The sequence below is a fragment of the Chimaeribacter coloradensis genome, assembly GCF_002858715.1.
GTDB classification, from domain to species: Bacteria; Pseudomonadota; Gammaproteobacteria; order Enterobacterales; family Enterobacteriaceae; genus Chimaeribacter; species Chimaeribacter coloradensis.
In genome coordinates this window covers 105,922-131,045 of the sequence record NZ_PJZH01000003.1, presented here as the reverse complement: position 1 = coordinate 131,045, position 25,124 = coordinate 105,922, and the positions used below count along the sequence as shown (strand labels likewise).

Here is a 25,124-nt window from a genome sequence, read left to right as displayed (position 1 = left end):
CTGCTTTTCCGCTCTATTGAGATGTTCAGCATCTCCCCCGCTGCCAGCCGCCACTATGTTCGCCCTGGTTGATGTAAATAGCTTTTATGCCTCGTGCGAAACCGTGTTCCGGCCCGATTTGTGGGGCAAGCCGGTGGCGGTGCTGAGCAATAATGATGGCTGCGTGATCGCCTGTAACGATCAGGCGCGGCGGCTCGGGCTGAAGACCGGTGACCCCTATTTTAAGCTGGGGGACTATTTCCGGGCACACGGCGTGCAGGTCTTCAGCTCCAACTATGCGCTCTACGCCGACATCTCCAACCGGGTGATGACCATCCTCGAAGAGATGGCCCCGGCCACCGAAATTTACTCCATCGATGAGAGCTGGCTGCTGTTGCAGGGCATGGCGCGGCTGATGCCGCTGGAGGAGTATGGCCGCCGGGTGCAGGCGCGGGTGCGGAAAGAGGCGCATGTGACGGTGGGCGTGGGTATCGCCCAGACCAAAACCCTGGCGAAGCTGGCGAACCATGCCGCCAAACGCTGGCGCAAAACCGGCGGCGTGGTGGATCTCAGTGACCCGCTGCGCCAGCGCAAACTGATGGCGCTGGTGCCGGTGTCGGCGGTGTGGGGCATCGGCGGCCGCCTTACCAAAAAGCTGGAGGTAATGGGCATCCACACCGCGCTCGATCTGGCGCAGGCCAACACCGGGCTTATCCGCAAGCAGTTCGGCGTGGTGCTGGAGCGCACGGTGCGCGAGCTGCGCGGCGAGCCTTGTCTGGCGCTGGAGCCAATGCCCGATGCCAAACAGCAGATCGTGTGCAGCCGCTCGTTCGGCCACCGGCTCACGGCGCGGGAGGAGGTGCGGCAGGCGGTATGCGCCTTCGCCGAACGGGCGGCGGAGAAGTTGCGCGGCGAGCGCCGCTACTGCCGCCAGGTCACGGTGTTTATCCGCACCAGCCCGCACGACGCCAGCGGCGACCACTACACCCCGCACGCCAGCGCCCAGTGCCAGACGCCGACCCACGACACGCGGGATATCCTCGCGCTGGCGATGCAGGCGTTCGACCGCATCTGGCAGGAGGGGTATCGCTACATGAAAGCGGGCGTGATGCTGGGGGACTTTTTCGACGAAGGAGTAGCGCAGCTCGGCCTGTTTGATGAGCTGGCCCCGCGCGCCAACAGCGAGGCGCTGATGCAGGTTATTGATCGCCTGAACCGCAGCGGCCGCGGCACCCTCTGGTTCGCCGGGCAGGGCAGCCAGAAAAGCTGGCAGATGCGGCGGGCGATGCTCTCGCCCGCCTACACCACCCGCTTTGCTGATTTGCTGGTGGTGAAATAGCCGGAACCAGCGCTTACAGCGCGCTGACGCGCATCTTGATCACCGCTTTGCGTACCGGGGCGGCTTCGCCCACGGCGCACAGCGGTTTATGCACTTCACCGGGGTAGAACACCACAAAATCGCCCTGTTGGAGTACCACCGTCCGCTCCTGTTCCCCCTTGGGCAGGAACGCGATGTCTTTGTCCGCCAGCCAGTCGGTCTCCGGTGTACCGGCCGGGCGGGTGCTGAAGGTCATCCCCTCCTGGCCGCGCAGCACGATCTGGATGTCCAGATACTCGGCGTGGTACTCCGCCCGCCGCTGCGCCGTGGGTTCGGTGGTGTCTTCCGAGATCAGCACAAACACATCGCTGCCGCAGATGCTGTGTTTGCCGGTGGGTGTGTCGTCATTAATCTGTTGTTTTACATAATCAATCGCCGCACACAACGGTGCAGGCAGGTATGGCAGCAGTGCCAGTGAGTGGATATTCCCGGTAATCATGATCGCCCCTGGTTAAAGTGAAATAACGTTTCATTATACGCCGCACGGGCCGGCGCACCGCGATCGGGGTAACGTTTCCGGCTATCGCCGCATCCTACAGAAACGGGGCAGACAATCGATTGCGCTGTTAGGATAAAGTGTGAAGTTTGATCTTGCAGAGTAAAACGGCGTGCGTATAATGCGCCACAATTTGCCGGGAGAATCCATGAAAAACGCTGCTGTTGCTATGGTTAACCATCGCCTTACCGCCCTGCCCCCGCAGGGGCGTGTTGCCGTTTTTCCTCCCGTTGCCCGATCGCAGAAAGCCCCTCATTGAGGGGCTTTTTTTTGTCTGCGTTTTGGCGGCATGACCCCTAAGACGCCCACGCCCCGTAACCGGGGAACGACCAGGAGAGCGACCATGGCCAATCCGCTGTACCACAAACACATCATCTCGATTAACGACCTCAGCCGCGAAGAGCTGGAGCTGGTGCTCGACACCGCCGCCGCCCTGAAGGCGCGCCCGCAGCCGGAGCTGCTGAAGCACAGCGTGGTCGCCAGCTGCTTCTTCGAGGCCTCAACCCGTACCCGCCTCTCGTTCGAAACCTCCATGCACCGGCTGGGCGCGTCGGTGGTAGGCTTCTCTGACAGCAGCAACACCTCACTCGGCAAAAAAGGCGAGACGCTGGCCGACACCATCTCAGTGATCAGCACCTACGTGGACGCGATTGTGATGCGCCACCCGCAGGAGGGCGCGGCGCGGCTGGCGGCGGAGTTCTCCGGCGGCGTGCCGGTGCTGAACGCCGGGGACGGCGCGAATCAGCACCCGACCCAGACGCTGCTGGATCTCTTCACCCTGCGCGAAACCCAGGGGCGGCTGAATAACCTGCGCATCGCCATGGTGGGTGACCTGAAATATGGCCGCACGGTACATTCCCTGACCCAGGCGCTGGCGAAGTTCGAGGGCAACCGCTTCTACTTCATCGCCCCGGATGCGCTGGCGATGCCGGAGTACATCCTCGCCATGCTCGAAGAGCGCGGCATCGAATACAGCCTGCATGACAACATCGAAGAAGTGGTGCCGGAGCTGGACATCCTCTACATGACGCGCGTGCAGAAAGAGCGGCTCGACCCGTCGGAATATGCCAACGTCAAAGCGCAGTTTGTGCTGCGCGCCGCTGACCTGGCAAACGCGCGTGACAACCTCAAAGTGCTGCACCCGCTGCCGCGCATCGACGAGATCACCCCGGACGTCGATAAAACCCCCTACGCCTGGTATTTCCAACAGGCCGGTAACGGCATCTTTGCCCGCCAGGCGCTGCTGGCGTTGGTGCTGACCCCTGACTTACCCGCTGATCTGACGGCCTGAAGGAGGCGCAACCATGAGTCATGAAAACAAATTGCAGGTAGAAGCGATCAAATGCGGCACGGTGATCGACCACATCCCGGCGCGGGTCGGGTTCAAGCTGCTGACGCTGTTCAAGCTGACGGAAACCGAGCAGCGCATCACCATCGGGCTGAACCTGCCCTCCAACGCGCTGGGCCGCAAAGACATCATCAAAATCGAGAACACCTTCCTGACCGAGCAGCAGGTAAACCAGCTCGCGCTCTACGCGCCGGACGCCACCGTCAACCGCATCGATGACTATGACGTGGTGGGCAAAATCATGCCGGCGCTGCCGGAGCAGATCCACGGCGTGCTGCGCTGCCCGAACGGCAACTGCATCAGCCGCAGCGAGCCGGTGGCCTCGCGCTTCAGCGTGACTGCCCGTGACGGCGACGTGCGCCTGACCTGCAACTATTGCGAGAAAGCGTTCAGCCGCCAGGTGGTGCTGAATAACGACTGACAACGGCGCGGCGGCGTGAGTTGTCTATTCCGCCGCCGCCTCCTTATAATGCCGTGGATGATTAACCCATAACCAGGAGACGTCATGTCCCGTACTATCAGCACTGAACTCGCCCCGGCCGCCATCGGCCCGTATGTCCAGGGTGTGGACCTCGGCAGTATGATCATTACTTCCGGCCAGATCCCGGTCTGCCCGAAAACCGGCGCCGTGGCGGACGACATCGCCGCCCAGGCGCGCCAGTCGCTGGAGAACGTCAAAGCGATTGTGGAACAGGCGGGCCTGAAGGTGGCCGACATCGTCAAAACCACGGTATTCGTCAAAGACCTCAACGACTTTGCCACCGTCAACGCCACCTACGAAGCCTTCTTCAACGAGCACGACGCCCCGTTCCCGGCGCGCTCCTGCGTGGAAGTCGCCCGTTTGCCGAAAGATGTGAAGATCGAGATCGAAGCGATCGCCGTGCGCCGCTGATGGCCGCTGCCGGTATGCCGCCACGGCATACCGGTTCCCCGCCTGTGAAACATTAATTCCGTATCCCCTGTCCGTTTCCCCCTGCGGCACCCATACTTACGTTGTCACCCTTTTCCCCTTGCGCCCGGTTGCTCTCGCGTAAGGCATCCCGCTGACCTCCCGCACCGAAACGGTGCCAAGACGTCCTTTTCTGTGAGTTGCCCGCCCGGTTTTCCCCGCTGGCACACTTTATGCGTGGCACTTCACGCGACCTGAACCGCTTGTCTTGCCCGCGAGGTATGAATGATTAGGATCGAGCTCGACGCATCACCTTTTTTTGATGAAATGCTGATGGCGCAAGGCCGCCACCGCAACCATTACGGCGCTTACTGGCAGTGGCTGCAACAGGCCGATCAGCAGGCCGTCCAGCGCAAACGCGAGGAGGCGGCGCTGCTGTTCCACCGGGTCGGGATTACCTTCAACGTCTATGGCGAGGATGACGGCGCCGAACGCCTGATCCCGTTTGACAGCGTGCCGCGCATCATCCCGGCCGGTGAGTGGGAGATGCTCGACCGCGGCATCCGCCAGCGGGTGCAGGCGCTGAACGCCTTCCTGCATGACATCTACCACGACCAACGCATCCTCAAGGCCGGGCTGATCCCGGCCGGGCATATCCTGGCGAACGAGCAGTACCAGCCCTGTATGCAGGGGGTGAACCTCCACCGTGACATCTACGCGCACATTGCCGGCATCGACATGGTGCGCAACAGCGACGGCCACTACTACGTGCTGGAAGACAACCTGCGCACCCCCTCCGGCGTCTCCTACATGATGGAGAACCGCAAAATGATGATGCGGCTCTACCCGGAGCTGTTCGCCGAGCAGCGCATCGCGCCGGTGGAGCGCTACCCGTCGCACCTGTTGCAGACCCTGCGCGAAAGCTCACCGGTCAATGACCCGACGGTGGTGGTGCTGACGCCGGGCCGCTTCAACAGCGCCTATTTTGAGCACAGTTTTCTGGCGCAGCAGATGGGCGTGGAGCTGGTGGAGAGCGTTGACCTGTTCGTGAAAAGCGGCGCGGTGTTTATGCGCACCACCGCCGGGCCGTGCAAAGTGGACGTGATCTACCGGCGGATTGATGACGCCTTCCTCGACCCGCTGGCGTTCCGTGCCGATTCCATGCTCGGCGTGCCGGGGCTGCTGTCGGTCTACCGCGCCGGGGGCGTGGTGCTGGCGAATGCCATCGGCACCGGCGTGGCGGATGACAAATCGGTCTACCCCTATGTGCCGGAGATGATCCGCTACTACCTGGCGGAGGAGCCGATCCTGAACAACGTGCCGACCTGGCAGTGTCGCCGCCCGGCGGAGCTGTCGTATGTGCTTGACCGGCTGGATCAGATGGTGGTGAAAGAGGTGCACGGGGCGGGCGGCTACGGCATGCTGATTGGCCCCAAAGCCAGCAAACAGGAGATCGCCGATTTCCGCGACCGGCTGATTGCCCGGCCGGAAAACTACATCGCCCAGGAGACGCTGGCGCTCTCCACCTGCCCGACCTTTGTCAGCGACGGGCTGGCCCCGCGCCATATCGACTTACGCCCCTTCGCCCTGACCGGCGCGGAGATCCGGCTGGTGCCGGGCGGCCTGACGCGGGTGGCGCTGGCGGCGGGGTCGCTGGTGGTGAACTCCTCGCAGGGCGGCGGCACCAAAGACACCTGGGTTCTGGAGGATGACGAATGCTGAGCCGCACTGCCAGTGAACTCTATTGGATGGCGCGCTATCTGGAGCGCGCGGAAAACACCGCCCGGATACTGGACGTCACCAACAAACTCTCGCTGATGCCGATCCGTGACAACAGCCCGCACGATCTTCAGGTGCCGCTCCACATCAGCGGCACCCAGGCGCTGTTCGACGCGAACTACCCGCAGCTGACGATGGCCAGCCTGCTCGACTTTTTCGCCCTCAGCACCCTTAACCCCAGCAGTATTTTCAGCTGCCTGCAGATGGCCTGGAACAACGCCCACGCGGTGCGCGGCAGCCTCTCGTCTGAGGTGTGGGAGTCGATCAACGCCTCCTGGATCGAGATGAAACTGATCCGCCGCCGCGGGGTCGCCTCAGTGGGCACGGACGCCTTTTTCGACTGGGTGAAAGAGCGCACGCACCTGTTCCGCGGCGCGATGTCCGGCACCCTGCTGCGCAGTGACGCGCTCTGCTTTATCCGGCTCGGCACCCTGCTCGAACGGGCAGACAGCACGGCGCGCCTGCTCGCCGTGAAACACCAGCTGCTGGACGACGACCACGACCCGGTGCGCGAGTATTACCGCATGGAGACGCTGCTGCGCGCCGTGAGCGCCCGCGAGGCGTACCACAGCCTCTATAAGCAGCAGTTCAGCCGCGAGGGGATTGCCGAGCTGCTGATCCTGCGGGATGAGCTGCCGCGCTCGCTGCTGGCCTGCGTCAGCGACATGATGGAACAACTGGCGCTGATCGGCGGCACCCGCGGCAACCCGGCCCGCCTCAGGGTGCACACCCTCTACGCTGAGCTGCGCTTCAGCACGCTGGAGGATGTGCTGCAACCGGGGCTGGATGAATGGCTCACGCATTTCCTGACCAAACTCAACGGCATCGCGGACGGCATCCACCGTTCCTATCTGGAGGCGGAATGAAACTGACCATCAACCACTGCACGCATTACACCTATGCGCAACAGGTGAAACGCAGCACCCAATACCTGCGCCTGACGCCGCAGGACTCCTGCCACCAACATATTCTGTCGTGGTCGCTGGCGCTGCCGGCAGAGGCGACGGAAACCTCCGACGCCTACGGCAACGTGCTGCATGTGCTGACGCTCGACCAGCCGCACCAGGCGATCACCATCGAAGCGCAGGGGGTGGTGGAGATCGCCGGCAGCACCGAAGAGGAGGGGGAAGGCGCGCTGTCGCCGCTGGTATTCCTGCGTTGCAGCCCGCTGACCCAGCCGGATCTGCCGATCCGCGACTTCGCCGCGCGCTTCCATGCGCCGCAGTCGCAGTACCTGGCGCTCTGCGACATGATGAATGAATTGCTGCACCGGATGCCCTACCGCCCCGGCACCACCAGCGTGACCGACAGCGCCAGCAACGCTTTTATGGCCGGCCAGGGCGTCTGCCAGGACCACACCCATGTGTTTCTGGCCTGCTGCCGCAGCCTGCATATTCCGGCGCGTTATGTCAGTGGCTATCTATACTCAGAGGACTCGGAGCATGTGGCGACCCACGCCTGGGCCGAGGTCTGGCTGGAGGGGCACTGGCACAGCTTTGACGTCACCAACAATACCTGCCGCCCCGACCAGCACCTGAAGCTGGCGATCGGCATCGACTACCTGGACGCCTGCCCGGTGCGCGGCATCCGGCTCGGCGGCGGGTCAGAGGCGATGCACACCGTGGCGGCGGTGCAGTCGGTGGAAACCCTGCCGCAATCACAATCCCAATGGCAATCATGAAGGCTGACAACGAAAGGGCGCTCTATGACTTACTGTGTGGCGATGCGGCTGGCATCCGGCCTGGTGTTTGTTTCAGATTCGCGCACGAACGCGGGGGTGGACCATATCTCCACCTTCCGCAAGCTGCACATTTTCCAGCAGAGCGCCGAGCGGGTACTGGTGCTGCAAAGCGCCGGGAATCTGGCGACCACCCAGAGCATCATCAGCCTGCTGACCCGGCGGGCGCAGGACCCGGAGCAGCGCAACCTGATGAACGTGCATTCGCTGTATGACGCCGCGACCCTGCTCGGCGAGACGGTGCGCGAGGTGATCGCGCGCGACGGCGGGGCCAACCAGGGCGGGGTGACCGATTTCAGCTGTAGCCTGCTGCTCGGCGGGCAGATTAACGGCGAGGAGATGCGGCTGTTCCAGATCTACGCCGAGGGGAATTTCATCGAGGCGACCCACGACACCCCCTATTTTCAGGTCGGGGAGAGCAAATATGGCAAGCCGATCATCGACCGGGTACTGACCTACGACACGCCGCTGGAGCAGGCGATGCAGTGCGCGCTGATCTCAATGGACTCCACCCTGCGCAGCAACCTCTCGGTCGGGCTGCCGCTGGATGCATTGATCTACCCGAAAGAGAGTTTCAGCGTGGCGCAGCAGTACCGCATCACTGAGCAGCACCCCTACTTTGCCACCATCCGCAAAGGCTGGGGCGAAGGGCTGCTGAACACCTTCTCCCACCTGCCGCCGCTGGCGCTGGCCCCGGATGCCCCCCATTAACCCGCTTTGCCGGAGGGGGCGGCCGCGCCCTCTTCCTGCTTTAACGCTTTTTCCACTTTGAACGGGTCGATGCCGCGCCGTTGCAGGCGATAGAAGCGGATGATGTTGATGCCGTTCATCAGCAGGAAGCTGCCCTCAATCAGCGAGCCGCCAATTGAGCCGAGCCAGATGTTATGCGCCACCCAGCAGCAGGTAGAGCACCACATCACGCAGCGGGTGGTCAGCCCGGCAGTGCGGAACAGCGCCCAGGTACTGGCGGCGGTACCGCAGATCGGCAGCACCTCCATCAGGTGGTGGGCGTTGCCCAGCCCCAGCCCCAGCGTCAGGGCGATGAACAGCCACATCACCCACACATTGCGGGTACGCAGGGCAGCCAGGGTGCGGATGGCGCTGAGCCAGGCGCTGATCGCCCCGGAGTGCGCGCCCATCAGAAAGTAGTGGGTGCCGATAATGGCGCTGTAGGTCGCGAGCTGCTGCTTGAAGCGGCGGTCGTTACGGTTGAAAAACATCGTGATGCCGACCAGAAACGCCAGCACCCCCATTCCCTGCGCAAACCCGTAAAACGTCATACGCTCTGCCCCGCCCGATGCCCGCCGTGCCAAAAGAAACGGCGCTCCCAGGGAGAGCGCCGGATATGAAACGCTGTTTCTATGTTAGCCAGTACGGCCGCGGGTGACAATTGCGTGACACCCCCTGCGGCTGATCCGATCGTGCGATCCTAAAGCGTGACCCCACTCTTGAAGATCGCCAGCTCGCGGAAGTCATTGCGCTCGTTGCAGGTGAGTTTGCCGTCGGCGATCGCCACGATCAGATCGACAAACTCCGTGAGCAGCTGATCCATCGGCTTGTCGTGGATCAGCTGGCCGGCATCGAAGTCGATCCAGTGCGGTTTTTTGGCGGCCAGCTCGCTGTTGGTCGCCAGCTTCACCGTCGGCACAAAGCCGCCATAGGGCGTACCGCGCCCGGTGCTGAACAGCACCATATGGCAGCCCGCCCCGGCCAGCGCGCTGGTGGCGACGGCGTCGTTGCCCGGTGCGCTCAGCAGGTTCAGCCCCGGCGTTTTCAGCCGCTCGCCATATTTCAGCACGTCCACCACCTGGCTCTGCCCCGCTTTCTGGGTGCAGCCGAGGGATTTCTCCTCCAGCGTGGTGATGCCGCCCGCCTTGTTGCCCGGCGACGGGTTTTCGTAGATCGGCTGGTTATGGGCGATGAAGTAGCGCTTGAAGTCGTTGACCATGCTGACGGTTTTGTCGAAGGTCAGCTCGTCGCGGCAGCGGCTCATCAGGATGCGCTCTGCGCCGAACATCTCCGGCACTTCCGTCAGCACCGAGGTGCCGCCGTTGGCAATCACATAGTCGGAGAAGCGCCCCAGCAGCGGGTTGGCAGTGATGCCGGAGAGGCCGTCCGAGCCGCCGCACTCCAGCCCGAATTTCAGCTCGCTGAGTTTGCCCGGCACCCGGCGGTCATCGCGCATCACCTGGTAGAGCGCGCGCAACTCCTCCAGCCCCGCTTCCACTTCATCATCCTGCTGCTGGCAGACCATAAAGCGCACGCGTGACTCATCAATCTCGCCCAGCGTGCTGCGGAACACGTCCACCTGGTTGTTCTCACACCCCAGCCCGATCACCAGCACCGCTCCGGCGTTGGGGTGGCGCACCATGTTTTGCAGCATGGTGCGCGTGTTCTCATGATCCTGCCCGAGCTGCGAGCAGCCCAGGGTATGGCCGAACAGGTGTACGCCGTCGATCCCCGGTGCGTCGTCTGTCTCTTTCAGGAAACGGGACTGGATCTGCCGGGCGATGCCGTTAACGCAGCCCACGGTGGGGATGATCCACAGCTCGTTGCGGATGCCGACCGCGCCGTTGGCGCGGCGGTAGATCTGCACCTCGCGATCCGCCGGCTGTGCCGGCAGCGGCGCGGCTTCCGGCTGGTAACGGTACTCGTCCAGATCGCTTAAATTGGTTTTGGCGTTCTGTGAATGGATGTGCTCCCCGGCGGCAATCGCCGTGAGCGCATGACCGATCGGCAGGCCATATTTGATGATGTTCTGCCCCGCCTCAATCGGTTGCAGGGCGATCTTGTGGCCGCGGGCCACCGCCTGCGGCAGCACCAGCGGCTGCCCGCCCGGCGTCACGGTTTCACCGGCGGCCAGGTCGCGCAGCGCGACCGCGACATTATCCAGAGAGTGTATTTTTATCATGCTTTGCATAATCAACCTTTCACGGCCGTCGCCTGACAAGGGGTAAACGGGCGGAGCGATCCGCCCACGGCATCACTTCAGGGGCGAATCAGTTCAGCTCGATGGCGAAATAGTTTTTCGCGTTATCGAAGCAGATGTTTTTCACCATGCTGCCCAGCAGCTGAATATCGGCCGGTGCTTCGCCATCTTCGACCCAGCGCCCCATCATCTGGCAGAGCACGCGGCGGAAATATTCATGGCGCGTATAGGAGAGGAAGCTGCGGCTGTCGGTCAGCATGCCGACAAAGCGGCTCAGCAGGCCGAGGTTGGCGAGCTGGGTCATCTGGCGCTGCATCCCGTCTTTCTGGTCGTTGAACCACCAGCCGGACCCGAACTGCATCTTGCCCGGCATCCCCTCGCCCTGGAAGTTGCCGACCATGGTGCCGATCACTTCGTTATCACGCGGGTTCAGGCAGTAGAGAATGGTTTTCGGCAGCGCATTGTTGCGCGCCTGGGCGTCCAGCAGGCGGGAGAGCGGCTCCGCCAGCGGCTGGTCGTTGATCGAGTCAAAGCCGATGTCCGGCCCGATCGCCTGCAACATGCGGGTATTGTTATTGCGCAGCGCGCCGATGTGGTACTGCTGCACCCAGCCGCGTTTCTGGTATTCAGCCGCCAGGAACAGCAGCACCGCGGTGCGGAACTGGGCGCACGCTTTTGCGTCCGGCTGCTCACCGGCCAGGCGGCGGGCGAGGATGCCGTCCAGCGTCGCCTCATCGGCCTCGGCGTAGACCACCACGTCCAGCGCATGGTCAGAGACTTTGCAGCCGTGGGCGGCGAAGTGGTCGAGCCGGGCGGTGAGTGCGTCACACAGATGGCTGAAGCGGGTCACGGCGACGTCCGCCGCCGCGCTGAGGCGGGTCAGGTAGTCGGTAAAGCCCGGCGCTTCAATGATGAACGCCTTGTCCGGCCGCCAGCTCGGCAGCACTTTGATGTCAAAACTCTGGTCGTCGGCGATCGCTTTATGGTGCTCCAGGGAGTCGGCCGGGTCATCGGTGGTGCCGACCAGCTTCACGTTCATCTGCTTCATGATGCCGCGCGCGCTGAAGGCGGGCTGGCTCAGCAGCGCATTGCACTGCTGCCAGATCGGTTCAGCGGTGTCGCCGGAGAGCAGTGTGTTGGTGATGCCGAACGGGCGGCGCAGCTCGAGGTGCGTCCAGTGGTAGAGCGGGTTGCCGAGGGTGTGCGGCACGGTGTCGGCCCAGGCGAGGAATTTTTCCCAGTCAGAGGCGTCGCCGGTGCAGAAGCGTTCCGCCACGCCGTTGGTGCGCATCGCCCGCCATTTGTAGTGATCGCCTTTCAGCCAGATGTCATACAAATTTTTGAACTGATAGTCCTGGGCGATCTGCTCCGGCGGCAGGTGACAGTGGTAGTCAAAGATCGGCTGGTCTTTGGCATAATCGTGGTAGAGCCGTTTGGCAAACTCACTGTCGAGCAGAAAATCTTCGGTCATAAATGACGACATAGTAGGTTCCTCACCTTGCTTTCGAAACAGGTTCTGTCTTATGGACAAAGTTATCACACCAATTTCAGGGGGCGTCCAGCGAATTCTGTGGATGGCCGGCTGCCTGCTGAAACCGCCCCGCGACGGCGTAATTTAATGATTATCACAAAAATGCGTGCGCTGTCTCACCCTTCACAGCGGGCTACCAGTATTCCCTAATTGAAAAATGGGTTTTGTGATGTCACTCAACTTTTAAATCTGTATGACAAGTTAAGGTGCTTGCGTTTTGTGCTGCACCGGCTCCGTTTGCCTGCCACGGCGGAGCCGGGCGCAGCCCCTTTCCGGCACGCTTAAGCGGTGCGCGCCGGCAGAAGCCCCGGCAGATGGGCTTCCCCCATAAAAATTATACGAAGCGCCAACGGCCGCTCCCTGGGGAAGGCCGTTGAGTCCTGGGGCCGCATCCGCGGCACCCATCGCCTATCAGATGACTGGGAGTGAGTTATATGCGTAAGATCAAAGGGCTGCGCTGGTACATGATCGCACTGGTGACCGTCGGCACCGTGCTCGGCTACCTGACGCGCAACGCCATTGCGGTTGCTGCACCAACCCTCGAAAGCACGCTGCACATCACCACGCAGCAGTACTCCTATATCGTAGCGGCCTATTCGGCCTGCTACACCGTGATGCAGCCGGTCGCCGGCTACATCCTGGATGTGCTCGGCACCAAGATCGGCTATGCGATGTTCGCCGTGATGTGGGCCATTTTCTGTATGTGTACGGCGCTGGCCAGCAGCTGGGGCGGCCTGGCGCTGGCGCGCGGCGCGGTGGGCATGGCCGAGGCGGCGATGATCCCGGCCGGGCTGAAAGCCAGCAGCGAATGGTTCCCGGCGAAAGAGCGGTCGATTGCCGTGGGCTACTTCAACGTCGGCTCCTCGATCGGCGCGATGATCGCCCCGCCGCTGGTGGTCTGGGCGATTGTGGCGCACAGCTGGGAGATGGCCTTCATCATCACCGGCGTGCTGAGCCTGGCCTGGGCGCTCTGCTGGCTCATCTTCTATAAACACCCAAAAGACCAGAAGAAACTCAGCAGCGAAGAGCGCAGCTACATCCTGGAGGGCCAGGAAGCGCAGCACCAGACCAATAACGCCAAAAAGATGAGCGCCTGGCAGATCCTGCAAAACCGCCAGTTCTGGGGCATCGCCCTGCCGCGCTTCCTGGCGGAACCGGCCTGGGGCACCTTTAACGCCTGGATCCCGCTGTTCATGTTCAAAGCTTACGGCTTCAACCTGAAAGAGATCGCGATGTTTGCCTGGCTGCCGATGCTGTTCGCTGACCTCGGCTGCATCGTCGGCGGTTACCTGCCGCCGTTCTTCCAGCGCGTCTTTGGCGTGAACCTGATTGTGTCACGCAAACTGGTGGTGACCATGGGCGCAGTACTGATGATTGGCCCCGGCACCATCGGCCTCTTCACCAGCCCCTACGCGGCAATTGCACTGCTGTGCATCGGCGGTTTCGCCCACCAGGCGCTCTCCGGTTCACTGATCACCCTGTCGTCTGACGTGTTCGGCCGTAACGAAGTGGCCACCGCCAACGGCCTGACCGGCATGGCGGCCTGGACGGCCAGCACCATGTTTGCCCTGGTGGTCGGCGCACTGGCGGATACCCTGGGCTTCAGCCCGCTGTTCGCGGCGCTGGCGGTGTTTGACCTGCTGGGCGCGGTGGTGATCTGGACGGTACTGAAAAACCGCCCGGCCGCGGAGCTGGAACCCGCCGCCGAGCTGCCGGTGACGGCAAAAGCGTGACCGGCATTCTGCCCCTGTTTACTGACCCGGCGTCGTTGCCGGGTTTTTTCGTTTTTGCGCCCTGTGACATAGGCCGCCTCCCGCCGCTGCGCTATAGTAAAGTGGTATAACAGGTTATGCCGGGCGCGCCGAACGGAGGTGAACAAGCCGGGCATATCTTGCTATCATCACCGCCGGCTTTCCCACTTACCCTTTACCCAAGAGCACTGCCATGGAATTCACCGAATCGCGACGGCTTTACCAGCAACTGGCCGCAGAATTTAAACAGCGTATCGAGTCCGGCGTCTATCCGGTGGGCGAGAAACTGCCCGCAGAGCGCTACATCTCTGAGGAGATGAACGTCAGCCGCACCGTGGTGCGCGAGGCGATCATCATGCTGGAGGTGGAGGGGTATGTGGAGGTGCGCAAAGGCTCGGGCATCCATGTGGTCTCCAGCAAACAGAAACACCTGGTGATGCCGAGCGCCGAGATGGAGTTTGCCAGCGTCGGCCCGTTTGAGCTGTTGCAGGCGCGCCAGCTGATTGAGAGCAACATCGCAGAGTTTGCCGCCACCCAGGTCACCAAACAGGACATTGTGCAACTGATGGAGATTCAGGAGCACGCCCGGCAGGAAGACCGCTTCCGCGACTCCCAGTGGGATCTGAAATTCCATGTGCAGGTGGCGCTGGCGACGCAAAACAGCGCGATGGCCACCATCGTTGAGAAGATGTGGAGCCAGCGGGTGCATAACCCCTACTGGCTGAAGCTGCATGAGCACATCGACGATAAGTCGATCGAGAGCTGGTGCGAGGATCATGACCAGATCCTGAAAGCGCTGATGCGCAAAGACCCGCACGCCGCCAAGCTGGCGATGTGGCAGCACCTGGAGAACACCAAGCAGATGCTGTTCCACGCCACCACTGACGATTTCGAGTTCAACGTTGACCGCTACCTGTTTGCGGAAAACCCGGTGGTTCACCTCGAAAGCCACCTGAGCCTGCCTAAATAACCCTTTTCTCCCTGAAACCGGCCCCGGCCGGTTTTTTTCTGTTGCGGGGTTTATGTCAATTTATGTAAAACCCGCCTGTCTTTTTCCCGCCTTAATACAATGCAGTGTAAACATGATTGAAGCCATGTGATTACTGCTGTTTCGTTCTGACGGTTTTTGTTACAGTTAGACCACTTTTTTTACCCGTTTTTAAGCGCTACACCCCAAAAAACCGGTAAACCTCAGATAATACGTGGAAAAGTTACGTCTCGGCCCCTGCCGCGATACCTCCGCCCTCCGCCCCTTAACGGGCCGGTAAGAAACACAGTCAGGATGCCGCTGTGGAAACCGGGCTTAAAAGAGTAATGGAGTTTCCGGACGCGCTACATGGACATCATTAAAGAGCTGCTGCACGCCTTGTGGCACCAAAATTTTGACTTGCTGGCTGACCCCACGTTGGTGTGGGCCATCTATATTCTCTTGTTTATTATTCTGTTTCTGGAAAACGGCCTGCTGCCCGCCGCGTTCCTGCCGGGCGACAGTCTGCTGATCCTGGTCGGCGTGCTGATTGCCAAAGGCACCATGAATTTCCCGCTGACGCTGCTGGTGCTGACCACCGCCGCCAGCCTCGGCTGCTGGCTGAGTTATATCCAGGGGCGCTGGCTCGGCAATACCCGGCTGGTGCAGAGCTGGCTGTCGCACCTGCCTGCCCAGTACCACCAGCGGGCGCATAACCTGTTTCACCGGCATGGCCTCTCCGCCCTGCTGATTGGCCGTTTCCTGGCGTTCGTGCGTACGCTGCTGCCCACCATTGCCGGGCTTTCCGGCCTGAGCAACGGCCGCTTCCAGTTCTTTAACTGGATGAGCGGTTTCCTGTGGGTGGTGATCCTGACCACGATGGGCTTTTTCCTCGGGAAAACGCCGCTGTTTTTGAAATATGAAGATCAACTGATGTTCTGCCTGATGATGCTGCCGCTGGTGCTGCTGGTGCTGGGCCTGATTGGCTCGCTGGTGGTGTTGTGGCGTAAGAAGCAAGGCAGTTCAGACAAAGGAAATAACGCATGAAGTTCCCCTTTCTGAGCTCCCCGCTGCGCTGGCAGTGGCTGTTCTGCCTGATGCTGGCTTTCGCCGTGCTCGGCCTGCTGGCGCTGCCGCGCGGCAACAGCCAGGAGAACGCCCTGTCGATCCGCCCTGAGCGGCACGGGCTCTCCCTGCCGGACGGCTTTTTCGTCTACCAGAACCTTGACCAGCGCGGCATCCGCATCAAAAGCATTACACCGGAGAATGATACGCTGATCATCCGGCTGGCCTCGCCCCAGCAGCAGCAGGCGGCGCGTGAGGCGCTCTCGGTGATCCTGCCGCAGGGCTACATCGTGGAGCAGCACGCCGTCAGCGCGGAGCAGACCTGGGTAAAAAAGCTGACCCGTGATCAGTTGCGTATCGGTTAGCCGATGCCGCTGCCTGTTTACCGACGCGCCGGATACGGCGCGTTTTTTTTGCCCTCCCGCACAAAACTTTTCCGAAAAAGCCTGTTTTTTTGGGGGGATGCGTAATTCCCGTCTATGCTTAACAGGGTGGCAGGCCAGGAGAGAACCCCTGCCCCACGTTGAATAAGGAACCGGATGATGACGTTTCGCGCTCCCCTGACACTCTTTGTTTCTTTGTCGCTGTTTTCAGCGGCATGTGCCGCCGCGCCGGTGGAAACCTGCGAGAGCAAGGCGCAGGCGATTGAGCAGCAGATGGCGCACGCCCGCGAACAGGGCAACCGCAACCGGCTGGATGGCCTGCAAAAAGCCCTGACGCAGATAAAAGCCAACTGCACCGCCCAGAGCCTGGCCGATGAAAAAGCGGATAAGGTCAAAGAGAAACAACAGGAAGTGGCAGAACGTCAGCAAGATCTGAAGGAAGCACAGGCGAGCGGCGATAAGGAAAAAATTGCCGTGCGTCAGAAAAAACTGGAAGAGGCGATCGCTGAGCTGCGCGAAGCCGGGCAGTAAACCGGCCGGCAGTACCAGACCGCGGCAGGCGGGCCTGAGCCCCCTTCCGGCCGCGTGAAGGCAGGGTAAAAAGCGTGAAGAATCAACCAGATTTATCGCATTTGCGCACCGCCGGAAATCCTCTATGTTAACAAGACCGTCCTGTAAATGAAGGAGTCACCTGATGGCAAAAGATTACACCTCGGATAGTTTACGTGCAGAACTCAAGTCACTGGCCGATACGCTGGAAGATGTGCTTCGCTCCTCCTCTGAGAAGCCGCTGGCCGAGTGGGACCGCCTTCGCAGCCGTGCGGAAAGCACGCTGAAAGATACCCGTGTGCGCCTGAGCGACACCAGTGACAAAGTTGTCCACCAGACCAAAGAGATCGCCAGCCAGGCGGATTCCTACGTCCATGATAATCCGTGGAAAGGGGTCGGCATCGGCGCTGCTGTCGGCGTGATCATTGGCGTTCTGATTGCACGACGCTGATATGACGGATTATCGCAAACCTAATGAACCCCAGGGCCCGGGCAAAGGGGCCCTGGATGTTGCGCACCGTGTTGTCACCACCGTGGTTGGCATTGTTGAAACCCGCGTGAAACTGGCGGTTCTGGAACTGGAAGAGGAGAAATCCCACCTGGTTCAGCTGCTGCTGATGACCGGTATCTCATTAATCCTGCTGGCGTTTGGCCTGGTCAGTTTACTGGTGCTGATCTTCTGGGCGATTGACCCGGCCTACCGCCAACCGGCGTTGTGGATCACCACCGGCATTCTGCTGGCGCTGGCGGTAGCCATCGGCACCTGGACGCTGATAAAAGCCAAGAACTCCACGCTGCTCGGGGCCACGCGCCGTCAGTTGCAGATTGACCGCGCCCTGCTGGAGAAGAAAATCCCATGAGACCACGTGAACGCCATGCGGAAAAACTGCGCCTGCTCTACCTGATTCAGGAACAGCGCGCAGATCTGACGGATGAGTGTGACCAGTGGCTGGTGGCGACCGCGCCCTACGACCGGGGCTGGATCAAGCTGATGGGGATGAAAAAGTACCTCGCCATCGGCTCCAGCCTGATGGCGGTCTACACTGCCCGTCACCCCAATAAGGTGATGCAGTGGGGCCGCCGTGCCGTCGGCATCTGGGGCACGGTTAAACTGATCCGCAATACGCTCTCCCCACGGTAGCCCCTGCGCTACCGTGTTCTTTTTCCTGCCTTTTTCTGCCCCGCGACTTACTCAGTTTTTTTGATATAAACCAGCAGTTTTCCTTGCTTACATCTTTTCATCGCCTCCCCTACACTTCTCTCCATCGAACAGCAGAACAGCCTGAGGCCGCGTGATACCTGGCCTGAGGCGTGATAAATCCCGAACGGGTGCGGTATGCCCCCGGCGAAAAACCTTGGAGAAGATGATGAAGAAATTAGAAGATACCGGCCTGCTGGCTGCCCGCATCCTGATGCCGATTCTGTTTATCACCGCAGGCTACGGCAAAATCGGCGGTTACAGCGCCACCCAGCAATATATGGAGAGCATGGGCGTCCCCGGCTTTATGCTGCCCCTGACCATTCTGCTGGAGTTCGGCGGCGGCCTGGCGATTCTGTTCGGCTTCCTGACCCGCACCACGGCCGTGATTACCGCACTCTTCACCATCCTGACGGCGCTGATCTTCCACAGCAACTTTGCGGAAGGGGTGAACCAGATGATGTTTATGAAGAACCTGTCGATCGCCGGTGGCTTCCTGGCGCTGGGCGTGGCCGGTGCCGGCAGCTTCAGCCTGGATGCGCTGCTGAAAAAGCGCCTGCTGGCGGCGAAAACCTTAAGCCGGGCATGATCCGCTACACTTAACGCACCACGATACATCACGCATGACAAGGGGTAAGTGCCGGGCCGTTCCCGCCTTACCCTTTTTGCCTCTGTGCCCTACTGAAGGAAGGAGAGAAAAAATGGGACAATTAGTTGACGGCGTCTGGCAGGACACCTGGTACGACACCAAATCAACCGGCGGCCATTTCAAGCGCTCGACCTCACAGTTCCGTAACTGGGTCACGGCGGATGGCGAACCGGGCGAGCATGGCCGTGGCGGCTTCCGCGCGGAGCCGGGCCGTTACCATCTCTATGTTTCCCTGGCCTGCCCGTGGGCGCACCGCACCCTGCTGATGCGCAAACTCAAAGGGCTGGAGACGCTGATCCCGGTCTCGGTGGTGCATCCGCTGATGCTGGAGAACGGCTGGACGTTCGGCCGTGATTTCCCGGCGGCCACCGGTGACGATCTCTACCAGCTCGACTACCTCTACCAGCTCTACCTGAAAGCGGAGCCGGAGTACACCGGCCGCGTGACGGTGCCGGTACTCTGGGATAAACAGCAGCAGACCATCGTCAGCAATGAGTCGGCGGACATCATCCGCATGTTCAACAGCGCCTTTGATGCCGTGGGCGCCCGCGCCGGTGACTACTACCCGGCGATGCTGCGCGAGGAGATCGATGACCTCAACAGCTGGATCTACGACAAGGTTAACAACGGCGTCTACAAAGTCGGGTTCGCCACCAGCCAGCCCGCGTATGACACCGCGGTGGAAGGGGTGTTTGAGGCGCTGGATCGCCTGGAGCAGATCCTCGGCGTGCAGCGTTATTTGACGGGCAACCAGCTGACCGAAGCTGACCTGCGGCTCTGGACGACGCTGGTGCGCTTCGACCCGGTCTATGTGACCCACTTCAAGTGCGATCGCCACCGGATCAGCGACTATCCCAACCTTTATGGCTTCCTGCGTGACATCTACCAGATGCCGGGCATTGAGGAGACGGTGGATCTGGCGCACATCCGCAACCACTACTACCGCAGCCATAAAACCATCAACCCGGCCGGGGTGATCTCCATCGGGCCGGAACAGAACCTGCTGGCGGAGCATGGGCGCGACACGCGCTTCGGCACGCCGGAGCCGGACGGGGAAACGGACGGGTTGTAACAGGGATGGGTGGTAATAAAGGGGATCGCGACGCCGGGCTTTATGCCCGGCGTCGGCACAACTACTGTTGAAGGTGCTGGAAGAGTTTCGGGATTTCGCGCAGCATCCAGGCCTTCGCCTCGCCCATGCTGTCACGCCGCCACGCCATGATGATGTCTGTTTCGCGGTTGTACTCCGCGCTCACCACCCGCAGCCGCCCTTCGGCGATGTCCTGCTCCACCATCGGGTAGGGCATGGTCGCCACGCCCAGCCCGTCCAGCAACGCCTGCCGTTTTTCAGCAATGGTACTGACCGTCAGCCGCTGCTGTTTGTCGAGCAGCTGCACCGTCAGCACCGGGCGCTCACGGGCGGTGTCCGCCACCGCGATGCCGCGGTATTTCACGCGGGTAATCTCTGAAAGCGGCTCCGGCTCCTGGTGGATCGGGTGGTCCGGCGCAGCCACATAGACGCTCATCAGCTTGTAGAGCTTGCGGCTGTTGATCTCAGACGACGAGCGGAAGTGCATATCGGGGGCGATGACGATGTCCGCCCGCCCCTGTTCCAGCCGCTCCCACGCCCCGGCCAGCACTTCTGTCAGCAGCGACACCTGGGTGTTGGCCTTCTGCGCCAGCCGCTCAATCAGCGGGAAGAGCTGCACCGCAGGCGAGAGCGCCTCGCAGACGATGGTGATGTGGGTTTCCCAGCCGCGTGCCAGCGCTTCGGCGTCGGTGGTGAGTTTGTCGGCCGCTTCCAGCAGTACCCGGCCGCGCTCCAGCAGCATCCGCCCGACATTGGTGAACTTGGTGCGGTGGCCGGAACGGTCAAACAGCACCACATCCAGCTCCTCTTCGAGCTTCTGCATGGTGTAGCTCAGGGCGCTCGGCACGCGGCCTAACTCATCCGCGGCCGCTGCAAAACTGCCGCGACGATCTATTGCATCCATTACCCGCAACGCTTCCAGCGTCAACGCCCGATCTTTGGCCATGTTGTTCTCTGTCAGGATTTTTGAATATGCCAACCAGATTAACTGGCTAACAATCCGGCGTCCAGACGCTTACCATTTCCCTGTTGAATAATGAGAGCCACAGTCATGATTACGTGCAGAGCAGCCACACAGTGCGGGAAAGCGGACTTTGGCTGGCTTAAAGCCCGCTACACCTTCTCTTTTGGCCACTACTTTGACCCGAAACTGATGGGCTACGCCGCGTTACGCGTCCTGAACCAGGAAGTGCTGGCGCCCGGTGCCGCCCTGCAACCACGCAGCTACCCGCGCGTGGATGTGCTGAACCTGATCCTCCAGGGCGAAGCGGAGTACCGCGACAGCCTCGGCAACCATCTGCGCGCCCAGGCGGGCGAGGCGCTGATGCTGGCGACCCGGCAGGACGTGACCTACACCGAACAGAACGTCAGCACTGACCAGCCGCTGACGCGGATGCAGCTCTGGCTGGACGCCTGCCCGGAGCGGGTGAGTGACACACTTCAGCATCTGGCCCTGCGCAGCGCGCCCTGCCAGCTGATCGCCTCGCCTGACGGCGCGGAAGGCAGCCTGCAACTGCGCCAGCAGGCCTGGGTGCATCAGCTCGACCTGCATGCCGGTGAGCGCCACACGCTGACGCTTAACGGGCCGCGCGCCTACCTGCAATCGATCCACGGCCGGGTGCAGGCGCACAACGCCGCCGGGGATGAGCAGCAGCTGCTGGCCTGTGGCGACGGCGCATTCATCTATAAAGAGCAGAGCCTGACCATCGTGGCTGAGAGCGCAATGCGCGCCCTGCTGATCGATCTGCCAACCTGATTACCCCTTGCCCGTCGCCCTTGCGGCAGGTGAAGACAGGCATTGCCTGCGCACAGCAACCTTGTTCGTCATGATACGCCGTACGTCATATCAGAGAGTATGGAAAAGAGAGACGCAGCGTTCCCCGGTTCCCCCGGCAACCTGAGCCGTGCCGGGAAGGCCGGTAACGCTGAATGCAAAAAGCCCGGATCAGTTGCCTGATCCGGGCTTTTCTTTATGGAGTGGAGTTGACCGGTAAGCCGGGTTCTGTCGTGGACAGTCATTCGTCTAGGCCAGCAATCGCTCACTGGCTCAAGCAGCCTACCCGGGTTCAGTACGGGCCGTACCATGTGAACCCCTATTTGGCCTTGCTCCGGGTGGAGTTTACCGTGCCATGAACTGTTGCCAGCCATGCGGTGCGCTCTTACCGCACCCTTTCACCCTTACCTGATCCCGCTTGCGCGGGCCATCGGCGGTTTGCTCTCTGTTGCACTTGTCGTAGGCTTGCGCCTCCCAGGCGTTACCTGGCACCCTGCCCTATGGAGCCCGGACTTTCCTCCCCTCCACCTGTCTCCCCCGAAAGGGACGGCAGTGAAGCGGCGACTGTCTGGTCAACTCCGGCGCGCATATTAGGGGGTTTCGTCCTGAATGTCACCCTCTTGTTGCTCAAGGGCGTAACGATAGAGCGAATTCTTTTTCACATTGTGGATTTCCGCCGCCAGCGCCGCCGCTTTTTTCAGCGGCAACTCCTTCTGCAACAAGGCGAGCGTGCGCAGCGCCTCGGCGGGTAATGCCTCTTCCGTGGCTTTGTGGCCCTCGACGATCAGCACCATCTCCCCTTTGCGGCGGTTCTCATCTTCCCGCACCCAGGCCAGCAGCTCCCCCACCGGCGCGCCCTGGATCGACTCCCAGGTTTTGGTCAGCTCACGCGCCAGCACCACGTAGCGATCCGCCCCCAGCACCGCCACCATGTCGGTCAGGCTGTCGATCAACCGGTGGGTGGACTCGTAAAAGATCAGCGTGCGCGGTTCCTCAATCAGCGCCTGTAGCGTATCCTTGCGCGCCTTGGTTTTGGCGGGCAGGAACCCTTCATAGCAGAAGCGGTCTGAGGCGAGGCCCGCCGCCGAGAGCGCCGCAATCGCCGCGCAGGCTCCCGGCAGCGGCACCACGCGGATGCCGGCTTCGCGGCAGCGGCGCACCAGGTGGTAGCCCGGATCATTGATCAGCGGGGTGCCCGCATCGGAAACCAGCGCAATGCTCTGCCCTTCCTGCAACTTCGCCAGCAACAGCTCCGCTTTCTGCTGCTCATTGTGGTCGTGAAGTGCGAAGAGTCGCGCATTTATTGCAAAATGTTGTAACAGCAGGCCGGTATGGCGCGTATCTTCAGCAGCAACCAGATCCACGCCCTGAAGGACCGCCAGCGCACGCTGGGTGATGTCACCCAGGTTACCGATCGGGGTCGGCACGACATAAAGCGTTGATGCAGAAATCACTGCCTGATTGTGTTGATTCATTGTTTCGTCCGGAATGCCGATTTAATATTGAGCATCTTGAAAAAAACATCACTGGATACAGTATGCTTTCCTCACATCTCGTTCGACGCCGTAAAGGGCGCTTTGTGCCTGTTCTGCTGGCCGCCCTGATCGCCGCCGGCTGTCAGGGCCCCACGTCGCAGGCCCCGGTTGCCAATATCCAGGACGCGGCAACGGCCGGTTCTGATTACTATCTGCAACAGATGCAGCAAAGCGGCGATGATAACAAGGCTGACTGGCAATTACTCGCCATTCGCGCCCTGCTCAATGAGAAGAAGCTGCCGCAGGCAGCCGAACAGCTGGGCAAACTACCGCAAGCGCTCAGTGATGTCCAACAGCGGGAACAGCAACTGCTGGCCGCTGAACTGCAACTGGCCCAGGGGAATGCCCCGGCGGCCGCCACCACGCTGAATGCCCTCCAGCCCGATCTGCTCTCCGCCCCCCAGCGGGCGCGTTACTATCAGGCGCTGATTGCCGCCAGCCAGGCGCGCCCCGGCCTGCCGCTGATCCGTGCCTATATTGCGCAGGAGCCGACCCTGAGCGGCCAGCCGCATCAGGAAAACCTCGACCGCACCTGGATAGCGCTGACGCAGCTCACGGCCCAGGATCTCAGCACGCTGGCGATCAACGCCGATGAGAACGTGCTGCAGGGCTGGCTCGATCTGCTGCATGTCTATCAGGATAACCGGCAGAACCCGGATGCCCTGAAAGCCGGCATCCGGGAGTGGCAGACCCGCTACCCGCAAAACCCGGCGGCCAAAACCCTGCCGACACCGCTGAACAATGTGCTCAATTTCCAGCAGGCGTCCACGGCGAAAATCGCCCTGCTGCTGCCGCTGAGCGGCCAGGCGCAGGTGTTCGGCAATGCGATCCAGCAGGGCTTTACCGCCGCGCAGAACGGCGCGCTGACCCCACCACCGGCTGCACCGGCCCCGGTTGACCCGGCAACCGATCCGAACGCTGCCCCGGCTGACCCAAATGCCGCCGTCAGCCCCTCTGCGCCGCCAACGGACACGGCCGCGGCCCCGGCAGCACCGGCACCTGCCCCCGTCGCCCCGGCACCTGCCGTGAGCAACGCGCAGGTCAAAGTCTATGACACTGACAGCCAGCCGCTGCCCGCGCTGCTGGCGCAGGCCCAGCAGGATGGCGCCACGCTGGTGGTCGGCCCGCTGCTGAAAAGCAATGTGGAGCAGCTCGCCACCGTGCAGACGCCGCTGAATATCCTGGCGCTGAACCAGCCGGAGAAGGTCACCAACCTGCCGAACCTCTGCTACTTCGCCCTCTCGCCGGAAGATGAAGCGCGCGACGCCGCCCGCCACATCTGGGCACAGCACAAGCAGATGCCGCTGGTGCTGGCCCCGCGCGGCAGCCTCGGCGACCGCATCGCCACCGCCTTTGCCGACGAATGGCAGAAACAGGGCGGCCAGACGGTGCTGAAACAGGGCTTCGGCTCTGCCGGTGAACTCAAACAGGCGATCAACAGCGGCGCAGGCATCCGCCTGACCGGCACGCCGGTTAACCCGGCACCGGTTGCTGCCCCGGCGGAGCAACAGGGCGTGACCATCGGCGGTATCACCATCCCGGCCCCGCCGACAGAGGCGGAGATCACCGGCTCTGCGGCACCGTCCGGCAATGTGGATGCGGTCTATATCATCGCCACACAGGATGAGATGACGCTGATCAAGCCGATGATCGACATGTCCACCAGCTCCCGCAGCAAAACCGCGCTCTACGCCAGCTCCCGCAGCTACCAGGCCGGGGCGGGGCCGGACTACCGGCTGGAGATGGAAGGGCTGCAGTTCAGCGACATCCCGCTGCTGGCCGGGGCCAACCCGCAGCTGATGCAGCAGGCCAGCGCACAGTTCCGCAATGACTACTCGCTGGTGCGGCTCTACGCCATGGGCATGGATGCCTGGACGCTGGCGAACCACTTCGCTGAGCTGCGCCAGATCCCCGGCTTCCAGCTGTCCGGCACCACCGGCGGCCTGAGCGCCAACAATGACTGTGTGGTCCACCGCCAGCTGCCGTGGCTGCAATACCGCGGCGGCTCGCTGGTCTCCGCCAACTGACGGCCCGCGCCGGGGAAGCCGCCCCGGCCGGGTAACGGGGGGAGCAGCCGCCTCCCCTCAGCATGAAGA

The 25,124-nt window shown here is 61.9% G+C and carries 26 protein-coding genes and 1 other RNA gene; 20 read left to right on the top strand and 7 right to left on the bottom strand.

Going from position 1 to position 25,124, the window contains the following annotated elements; translation table 11 throughout:
* Nucleotides 1–55: 55 nt before the first annotated feature.
* A complete protein-coding gene (gene umuC, locus CYR32_RS05060) occupies nt 56–1,318 on the top strand; it encodes a translesion error-prone DNA polymerase V subunit UmuC (RefSeq protein ID WP_101823265.1) in 1,263 nt (420 codons plus the stop codon).
* Between the two features lie 13 nt (nt 1,319–1,331).
* On the opposite strand, the gene CYR32_RS05055 is transcribed toward umuC, so the two are convergent.
* Complete coding sequence (locus CYR32_RS05055) at nt 1,332–1,796, bottom strand: NanQ anomerase/TabA/YiaL family protein (protein WP_101823263.1); 465 nt, start codon at nt 1,794–1,796, stop codon at nt 1,332–1,334.
* A gap of 400 nt (nt 1,797–2,196) precedes the next feature.
* Here CYR32_RS05055 and pyrB point away from each other — a divergent pair, with 400 nt between their 5' ends.
* The 7 genes from pyrB (at nt 2,197) to CYR32_RS05020 (ending at nt 8,318) form a co-directional block, all read left to right on the top strand.
* A complete protein-coding gene (gene pyrB / locus CYR32_RS05050) occupies nt 2,197–3,144 on the top strand; it encodes an aspartate carbamoyltransferase (protein WP_101823261.1) in 948 nt (315 codons plus the stop codon).
* 13 nt (nt 3,145–3,157) lie between these two features.
* Entirely contained in the window at nt 3,158–3,622 is a 465-nt protein-coding gene (pyrI, locus tag CYR32_RS05045; protein ID WP_101823259.1) for an aspartate carbamoyltransferase regulatory subunit, read from the top strand.
* Nucleotides 3,623–3,706: 84 nt separating this feature from the next.
* Nucleotides 3,707–4,093, top strand: coding sequence for a 2-iminobutanoate/2-iminopropanoate deaminase (gene ridA, locus CYR32_RS05040; RefSeq protein WP_101823257.1), 387 nt, complete (start codon nt 3,707–3,709; stop codon nt 4,091–4,093).
* A 282-nt stretch (nt 4,094–4,375) separates the two neighbouring features.
* Complete coding sequence (locus tag CYR32_RS05035) at nt 4,376–5,812, top strand: circularly permuted type 2 ATP-grasp protein (protein WP_101823254.1); 1,437 nt, start codon at nt 4,376–4,378, stop codon at nt 5,810–5,812.
* The gene (locus CYR32_RS05030; RefSeq protein WP_101823251.1) at nt 5,806–6,735 is read left to right on the top strand and encodes an alpha-E domain-containing protein; all 930 of its coding nucleotides are present in this window, start codon (nt 5,806–5,808) and stop codon (nt 6,733–6,735) included. The genes CYR32_RS05035 and CYR32_RS05030 overlap by 7 nt, the downstream gene beginning before the upstream one ends.
* Nucleotides 6,732–7,550, top strand: a complete 819-nt coding sequence (locus CYR32_RS05025) for a transglutaminase family protein (RefSeq protein ID WP_101823249.1) — start codon at nt 6,732–6,734, stop codon at nt 7,548–7,550. Before CYR32_RS05030 ends, CYR32_RS05025 begins: the two co-directional genes overlap by 4 nt.
* 24 nt (nt 7,551–7,574) lie before the next feature.
* Nucleotides 7,575–8,318, top strand: coding sequence for a proteasome-type protease (locus tag CYR32_RS05020; RefSeq protein WP_101823247.1), 744 nt, complete (start codon nt 7,575–7,577; stop codon nt 8,316–8,318).
* On the opposite strand, the gene CYR32_RS05015 is transcribed toward CYR32_RS05020, so the two are convergent.
* The 3 genes from CYR32_RS05015 to uxaC all read right to left on the bottom strand — a co-directional run bounded on the left by CYR32_RS05015 (nt 8,315) and on the right by uxaC (nt 12,019).
* A complete protein-coding gene (locus tag CYR32_RS05015) occupies nt 8,315–8,887 on the bottom strand; it encodes a YgjV family protein (RefSeq protein ID WP_101823245.1) in 573 nt (190 codons plus the stop codon). The genes CYR32_RS05020 and CYR32_RS05015 overlap by 4 nt on opposite strands.
* 149 nt (nt 8,888–9,036) lie before the next feature.
* On the bottom strand, nt 9,037–10,527 hold the full coding sequence (locus tag CYR32_RS05010; RefSeq protein ID WP_101823243.1) for a UxaA family hydrolase: 1,491 nt from the start codon (nt 10,525–10,527) through the stop codon (nt 9,037–9,039).
* Nucleotides 10,528–10,606: 79 nt separating this feature from the next.
* Nucleotides 10,607–12,019, bottom strand: a complete 1,413-nt coding sequence (gene uxaC / locus CYR32_RS05005) for a glucuronate isomerase (RefSeq protein ID WP_101823241.1) — start codon at nt 12,017–12,019, stop codon at nt 10,607–10,609.
* Nucleotides 12,020–12,501: 482 nt separating this feature from the next.
* On the opposite strand from uxaC, the gene CYR32_RS05000 reads away from it, so the two are divergent.
* The 10 genes from CYR32_RS05000 to CYR32_RS04955 all read left to right on the top strand — a co-directional run bounded on the left by CYR32_RS05000 (nt 12,502) and on the right by CYR32_RS04955 (nt 19,701).
* Nucleotides 12,502–13,800, top strand: coding sequence for an MFS transporter (locus tag CYR32_RS05000; RefSeq protein WP_101823238.1), 1,299 nt, complete (start codon nt 12,502–12,504; stop codon nt 13,798–13,800).
* Between the two features lie 211 nt (nt 13,801–14,011).
* A complete protein-coding gene (gene exuR / locus CYR32_RS04995; protein WP_101823236.1) occupies nt 14,012–14,788 on the top strand; it encodes a transcriptional regulator ExuR in 777 nt (258 codons plus the stop codon).
* Nucleotides 14,789–15,154: 366 nt separating this feature from the next.
* Nucleotides 15,155–15,832, top strand: coding sequence for a DedA family protein (locus CYR32_RS04990; RefSeq protein WP_101823235.1), 678 nt, complete (start codon nt 15,155–15,157; stop codon nt 15,830–15,832).
* Between the two features lie 50 nt (nt 15,833–15,882).
* Nucleotides 15,883–16,215 carry an EnvZ/OmpR regulon moderator MzrA gene (gene mzrA, locus CYR32_RS04985; protein ID WP_241523756.1) on the top strand — a complete coding sequence of 111 codons (333 nt, stop codon included), beginning with the start codon at nt 15,883–15,885 and terminating at the stop codon, nt 16,213–16,215.
* Between the two features lie 174 nt (nt 16,216–16,389).
* Nucleotides 16,390–16,764, top strand: coding sequence for a DUF1090 domain-containing protein (locus CYR32_RS04980; protein ID WP_101823230.1), 375 nt, complete (start codon nt 16,390–16,392; stop codon nt 16,762–16,764).
* Nucleotides 16,765–16,927: 163 nt separating this feature from the next.
* Nucleotides 16,928–17,233, top strand: coding sequence for an ElaB/YgaM/YqjD family protein (locus CYR32_RS04975; protein ID WP_072931784.1), 306 nt, complete (start codon nt 16,928–16,930; stop codon nt 17,231–17,233).
* 1 nt (nt 17,234) lies between these two features.
* Nucleotides 17,235–17,642 carry a phage holin family protein gene (locus CYR32_RS04970; RefSeq protein ID WP_101823228.1) on the top strand — a complete coding sequence of 136 codons (408 nt, stop codon included), beginning with the start codon at nt 17,235–17,237 and terminating at the stop codon, nt 17,640–17,642.
* Complete coding sequence (locus CYR32_RS04965; RefSeq protein WP_101823226.1) at nt 17,639–17,923, top strand: YqjK-like family protein; 285 nt, start codon at nt 17,639–17,641, stop codon at nt 17,921–17,923. Before CYR32_RS04970 ends, CYR32_RS04965 begins: the two co-directional genes overlap by 4 nt.
* A gap of 226 nt (nt 17,924–18,149) precedes the next feature.
* Nucleotides 18,150–18,569, top strand: a complete 420-nt coding sequence (locus CYR32_RS04960) for a DoxX family protein (protein ID WP_175578803.1) — start codon at nt 18,150–18,152, stop codon at nt 18,567–18,569.
* 112 nt (nt 18,570–18,681) lie between these two features.
* Nucleotides 18,682–19,701 carry a glutathione S-transferase family protein gene (locus CYR32_RS04955; RefSeq protein WP_101823224.1) on the top strand — a complete coding sequence of 340 codons (1,020 nt, stop codon included), beginning with the start codon at nt 18,682–18,684 and terminating at the stop codon, nt 19,699–19,701.
* Between the two features lie 61 nt (nt 19,702–19,762).
* Here CYR32_RS04955 and CYR32_RS04950 read toward each other — a convergent pair whose 3' ends face one another.
* Nucleotides 19,763–20,665 (bottom strand): LysR family transcriptional regulator, encoded by a 903-nt coding sequence (locus tag CYR32_RS04950; RefSeq protein ID WP_101823222.1) that lies wholly within the window; start codon nt 20,663–20,665, stop codon nt 19,763–19,765.
* A 105-nt stretch (nt 20,666–20,770) separates the two neighbouring features.
* Between CYR32_RS04950 and CYR32_RS04945 the strand changes: the two genes are divergently transcribed.
* Nucleotides 20,771–21,475 carry a pirin family protein gene (locus CYR32_RS04945; RefSeq protein ID WP_101823220.1) on the top strand — a complete coding sequence of 235 codons (705 nt, stop codon included), beginning with the start codon at nt 20,771–20,773 and terminating at the stop codon, nt 21,473–21,475.
* Nucleotides 21,476–21,694: 219 nt separating this feature from the next.
* Here the strand turns inward: CYR32_RS04945 and rnpB are convergent.
* An RNA gene (rnpB, locus tag CYR32_RS04940) (RNase P RNA component class A) lies at nt 21,695–22,073 on the bottom strand.
* Nucleotides 22,074–22,083: 10 nt separating this feature from the next.
* The gene (gene rsmI / locus CYR32_RS04935; RefSeq protein WP_101823218.1) at nt 22,084–22,968 is read right to left on the bottom strand and encodes a 16S rRNA (cytidine(1402)-2'-O)-methyltransferase; all 885 of its coding nucleotides are present in this window, start codon (nt 22,966–22,968) and stop codon (nt 22,084–22,086) included.
* 62 nt (nt 22,969–23,030) lie between these two features.
* Here rsmI and CYR32_RS04930 point away from each other — a divergent pair, with 62 nt between their 5' ends.
* A complete protein-coding gene (locus CYR32_RS04930) occupies nt 23,031–25,055 on the top strand; it encodes a penicillin-binding protein activator (RefSeq protein ID WP_101823214.1) in 2,025 nt (674 codons plus the stop codon).
* Nucleotides 25,056–25,124 lie beyond the last annotated feature (69 nt).

Coding starts and splice junctions, on each gene's coding strand:
- umuC (WP_101823265.1), top strand. CDS start 56: ATGTTCGCCCTGGTTGATGTAAATAGCTTTTATGCCTCGTGCGAAACC.
- CYR32_RS05055 (WP_101823263.1), bottom strand. CDS start 1,796: ATGATTACCGGGAATATCCACTCACTGGCACTGCTGCCATACCTGCCT.
- pyrB (WP_101823261.1), top strand. CDS start 2,197: ATGGCCAATCCGCTGTACCACAAACACATCATCTCGATTAACGACCTC.
- pyrI (WP_101823259.1), top strand. CDS start 3,158: ATGAGTCATGAAAACAAATTGCAGGTAGAAGCGATCAAATGCGGCACG.
- ridA (WP_101823257.1), top strand. CDS start 3,707: ATGTCCCGTACTATCAGCACTGAACTCGCCCCGGCCGCCATCGGCCCG.
- CYR32_RS05035 (WP_101823254.1), top strand. CDS start 4,376: ATGATTAGGATCGAGCTCGACGCATCACCTTTTTTTGATGAAATGCTG.
- CYR32_RS05030 (WP_101823251.1), top strand. CDS start 5,806: ATGCTGAGCCGCACTGCCAGTGAACTCTATTGGATGGCGCGCTATCTG.
- CYR32_RS05025 (WP_101823249.1), top strand. CDS start 6,732: ATGAAACTGACCATCAACCACTGCACGCATTACACCTATGCGCAACAG.
- CYR32_RS05020 (WP_101823247.1), top strand. CDS start 7,575: ATGACTTACTGTGTGGCGATGCGGCTGGCATCCGGCCTGGTGTTTGTT.
- CYR32_RS05015 (WP_101823245.1), bottom strand. CDS start 8,887: ATGACGTTTTACGGGTTTGCGCAGGGAATGGGGGTGCTGGCGTTTCTG.
- CYR32_RS05010 (WP_101823243.1), bottom strand. CDS start 10,527: ATGCAAAGCATGATAAAAATACACTCTCTGGATAATGTCGCGGTCGCG.
- uxaC (WP_101823241.1), bottom strand. CDS start 12,019: ATGTCGTCATTTATGACCGAAGATTTTCTGCTCGACAGTGAGTTTGCC.
- CYR32_RS05000 (WP_101823238.1), top strand. CDS start 12,502: ATGCGTAAGATCAAAGGGCTGCGCTGGTACATGATCGCACTGGTGACC.
- exuR (WP_101823236.1), top strand. CDS start 14,012: ATGGAATTCACCGAATCGCGACGGCTTTACCAGCAACTGGCCGCAGAA.
- CYR32_RS04990 (WP_101823235.1), top strand. CDS start 15,155: ATGGACATCATTAAAGAGCTGCTGCACGCCTTGTGGCACCAAAATTTT.
- mzrA (WP_241523756.1), top strand. CDS start 15,883: ATGCTGGCTTTCGCCGTGCTCGGCCTGCTGGCGCTGCCGCGCGGCAAC.
- CYR32_RS04980 (WP_101823230.1), top strand. CDS start 16,390: ATGATGACGTTTCGCGCTCCCCTGACACTCTTTGTTTCTTTGTCGCTG.
- CYR32_RS04975 (WP_072931784.1), top strand. CDS start 16,928: ATGGCAAAAGATTACACCTCGGATAGTTTACGTGCAGAACTCAAGTCA.
- CYR32_RS04970 (WP_101823228.1), top strand. CDS start 17,235: ATGACGGATTATCGCAAACCTAATGAACCCCAGGGCCCGGGCAAAGGG.
- CYR32_RS04965 (WP_101823226.1), top strand. CDS start 17,639: ATGAGACCACGTGAACGCCATGCGGAAAAACTGCGCCTGCTCTACCTG.
- CYR32_RS04960 (WP_175578803.1), top strand. CDS start 18,150: ATGAAGAAATTAGAAGATACCGGCCTGCTGGCTGCCCGCATCCTGATG.
- CYR32_RS04955 (WP_101823224.1), top strand. CDS start 18,682: ATGGGACAATTAGTTGACGGCGTCTGGCAGGACACCTGGTACGACACC.
- CYR32_RS04950 (WP_101823222.1), bottom strand. CDS start 20,665: ATGGCCAAAGATCGGGCGTTGACGCTGGAAGCGTTGCGGGTAATGGAT.
- CYR32_RS04945 (WP_101823220.1), top strand. CDS start 20,771: ATGATTACGTGCAGAGCAGCCACACAGTGCGGGAAAGCGGACTTTGGC.
- rsmI (WP_101823218.1), bottom strand. CDS start 22,968: ATGAATCAACACAATCAGGCAGTGATTTCTGCATCAACGCTTTATGTC.
- CYR32_RS04930 (WP_101823214.1), top strand. CDS start 23,031: ATGCTTTCCTCACATCTCGTTCGACGCCGTAAAGGGCGCTTTGTGCCT.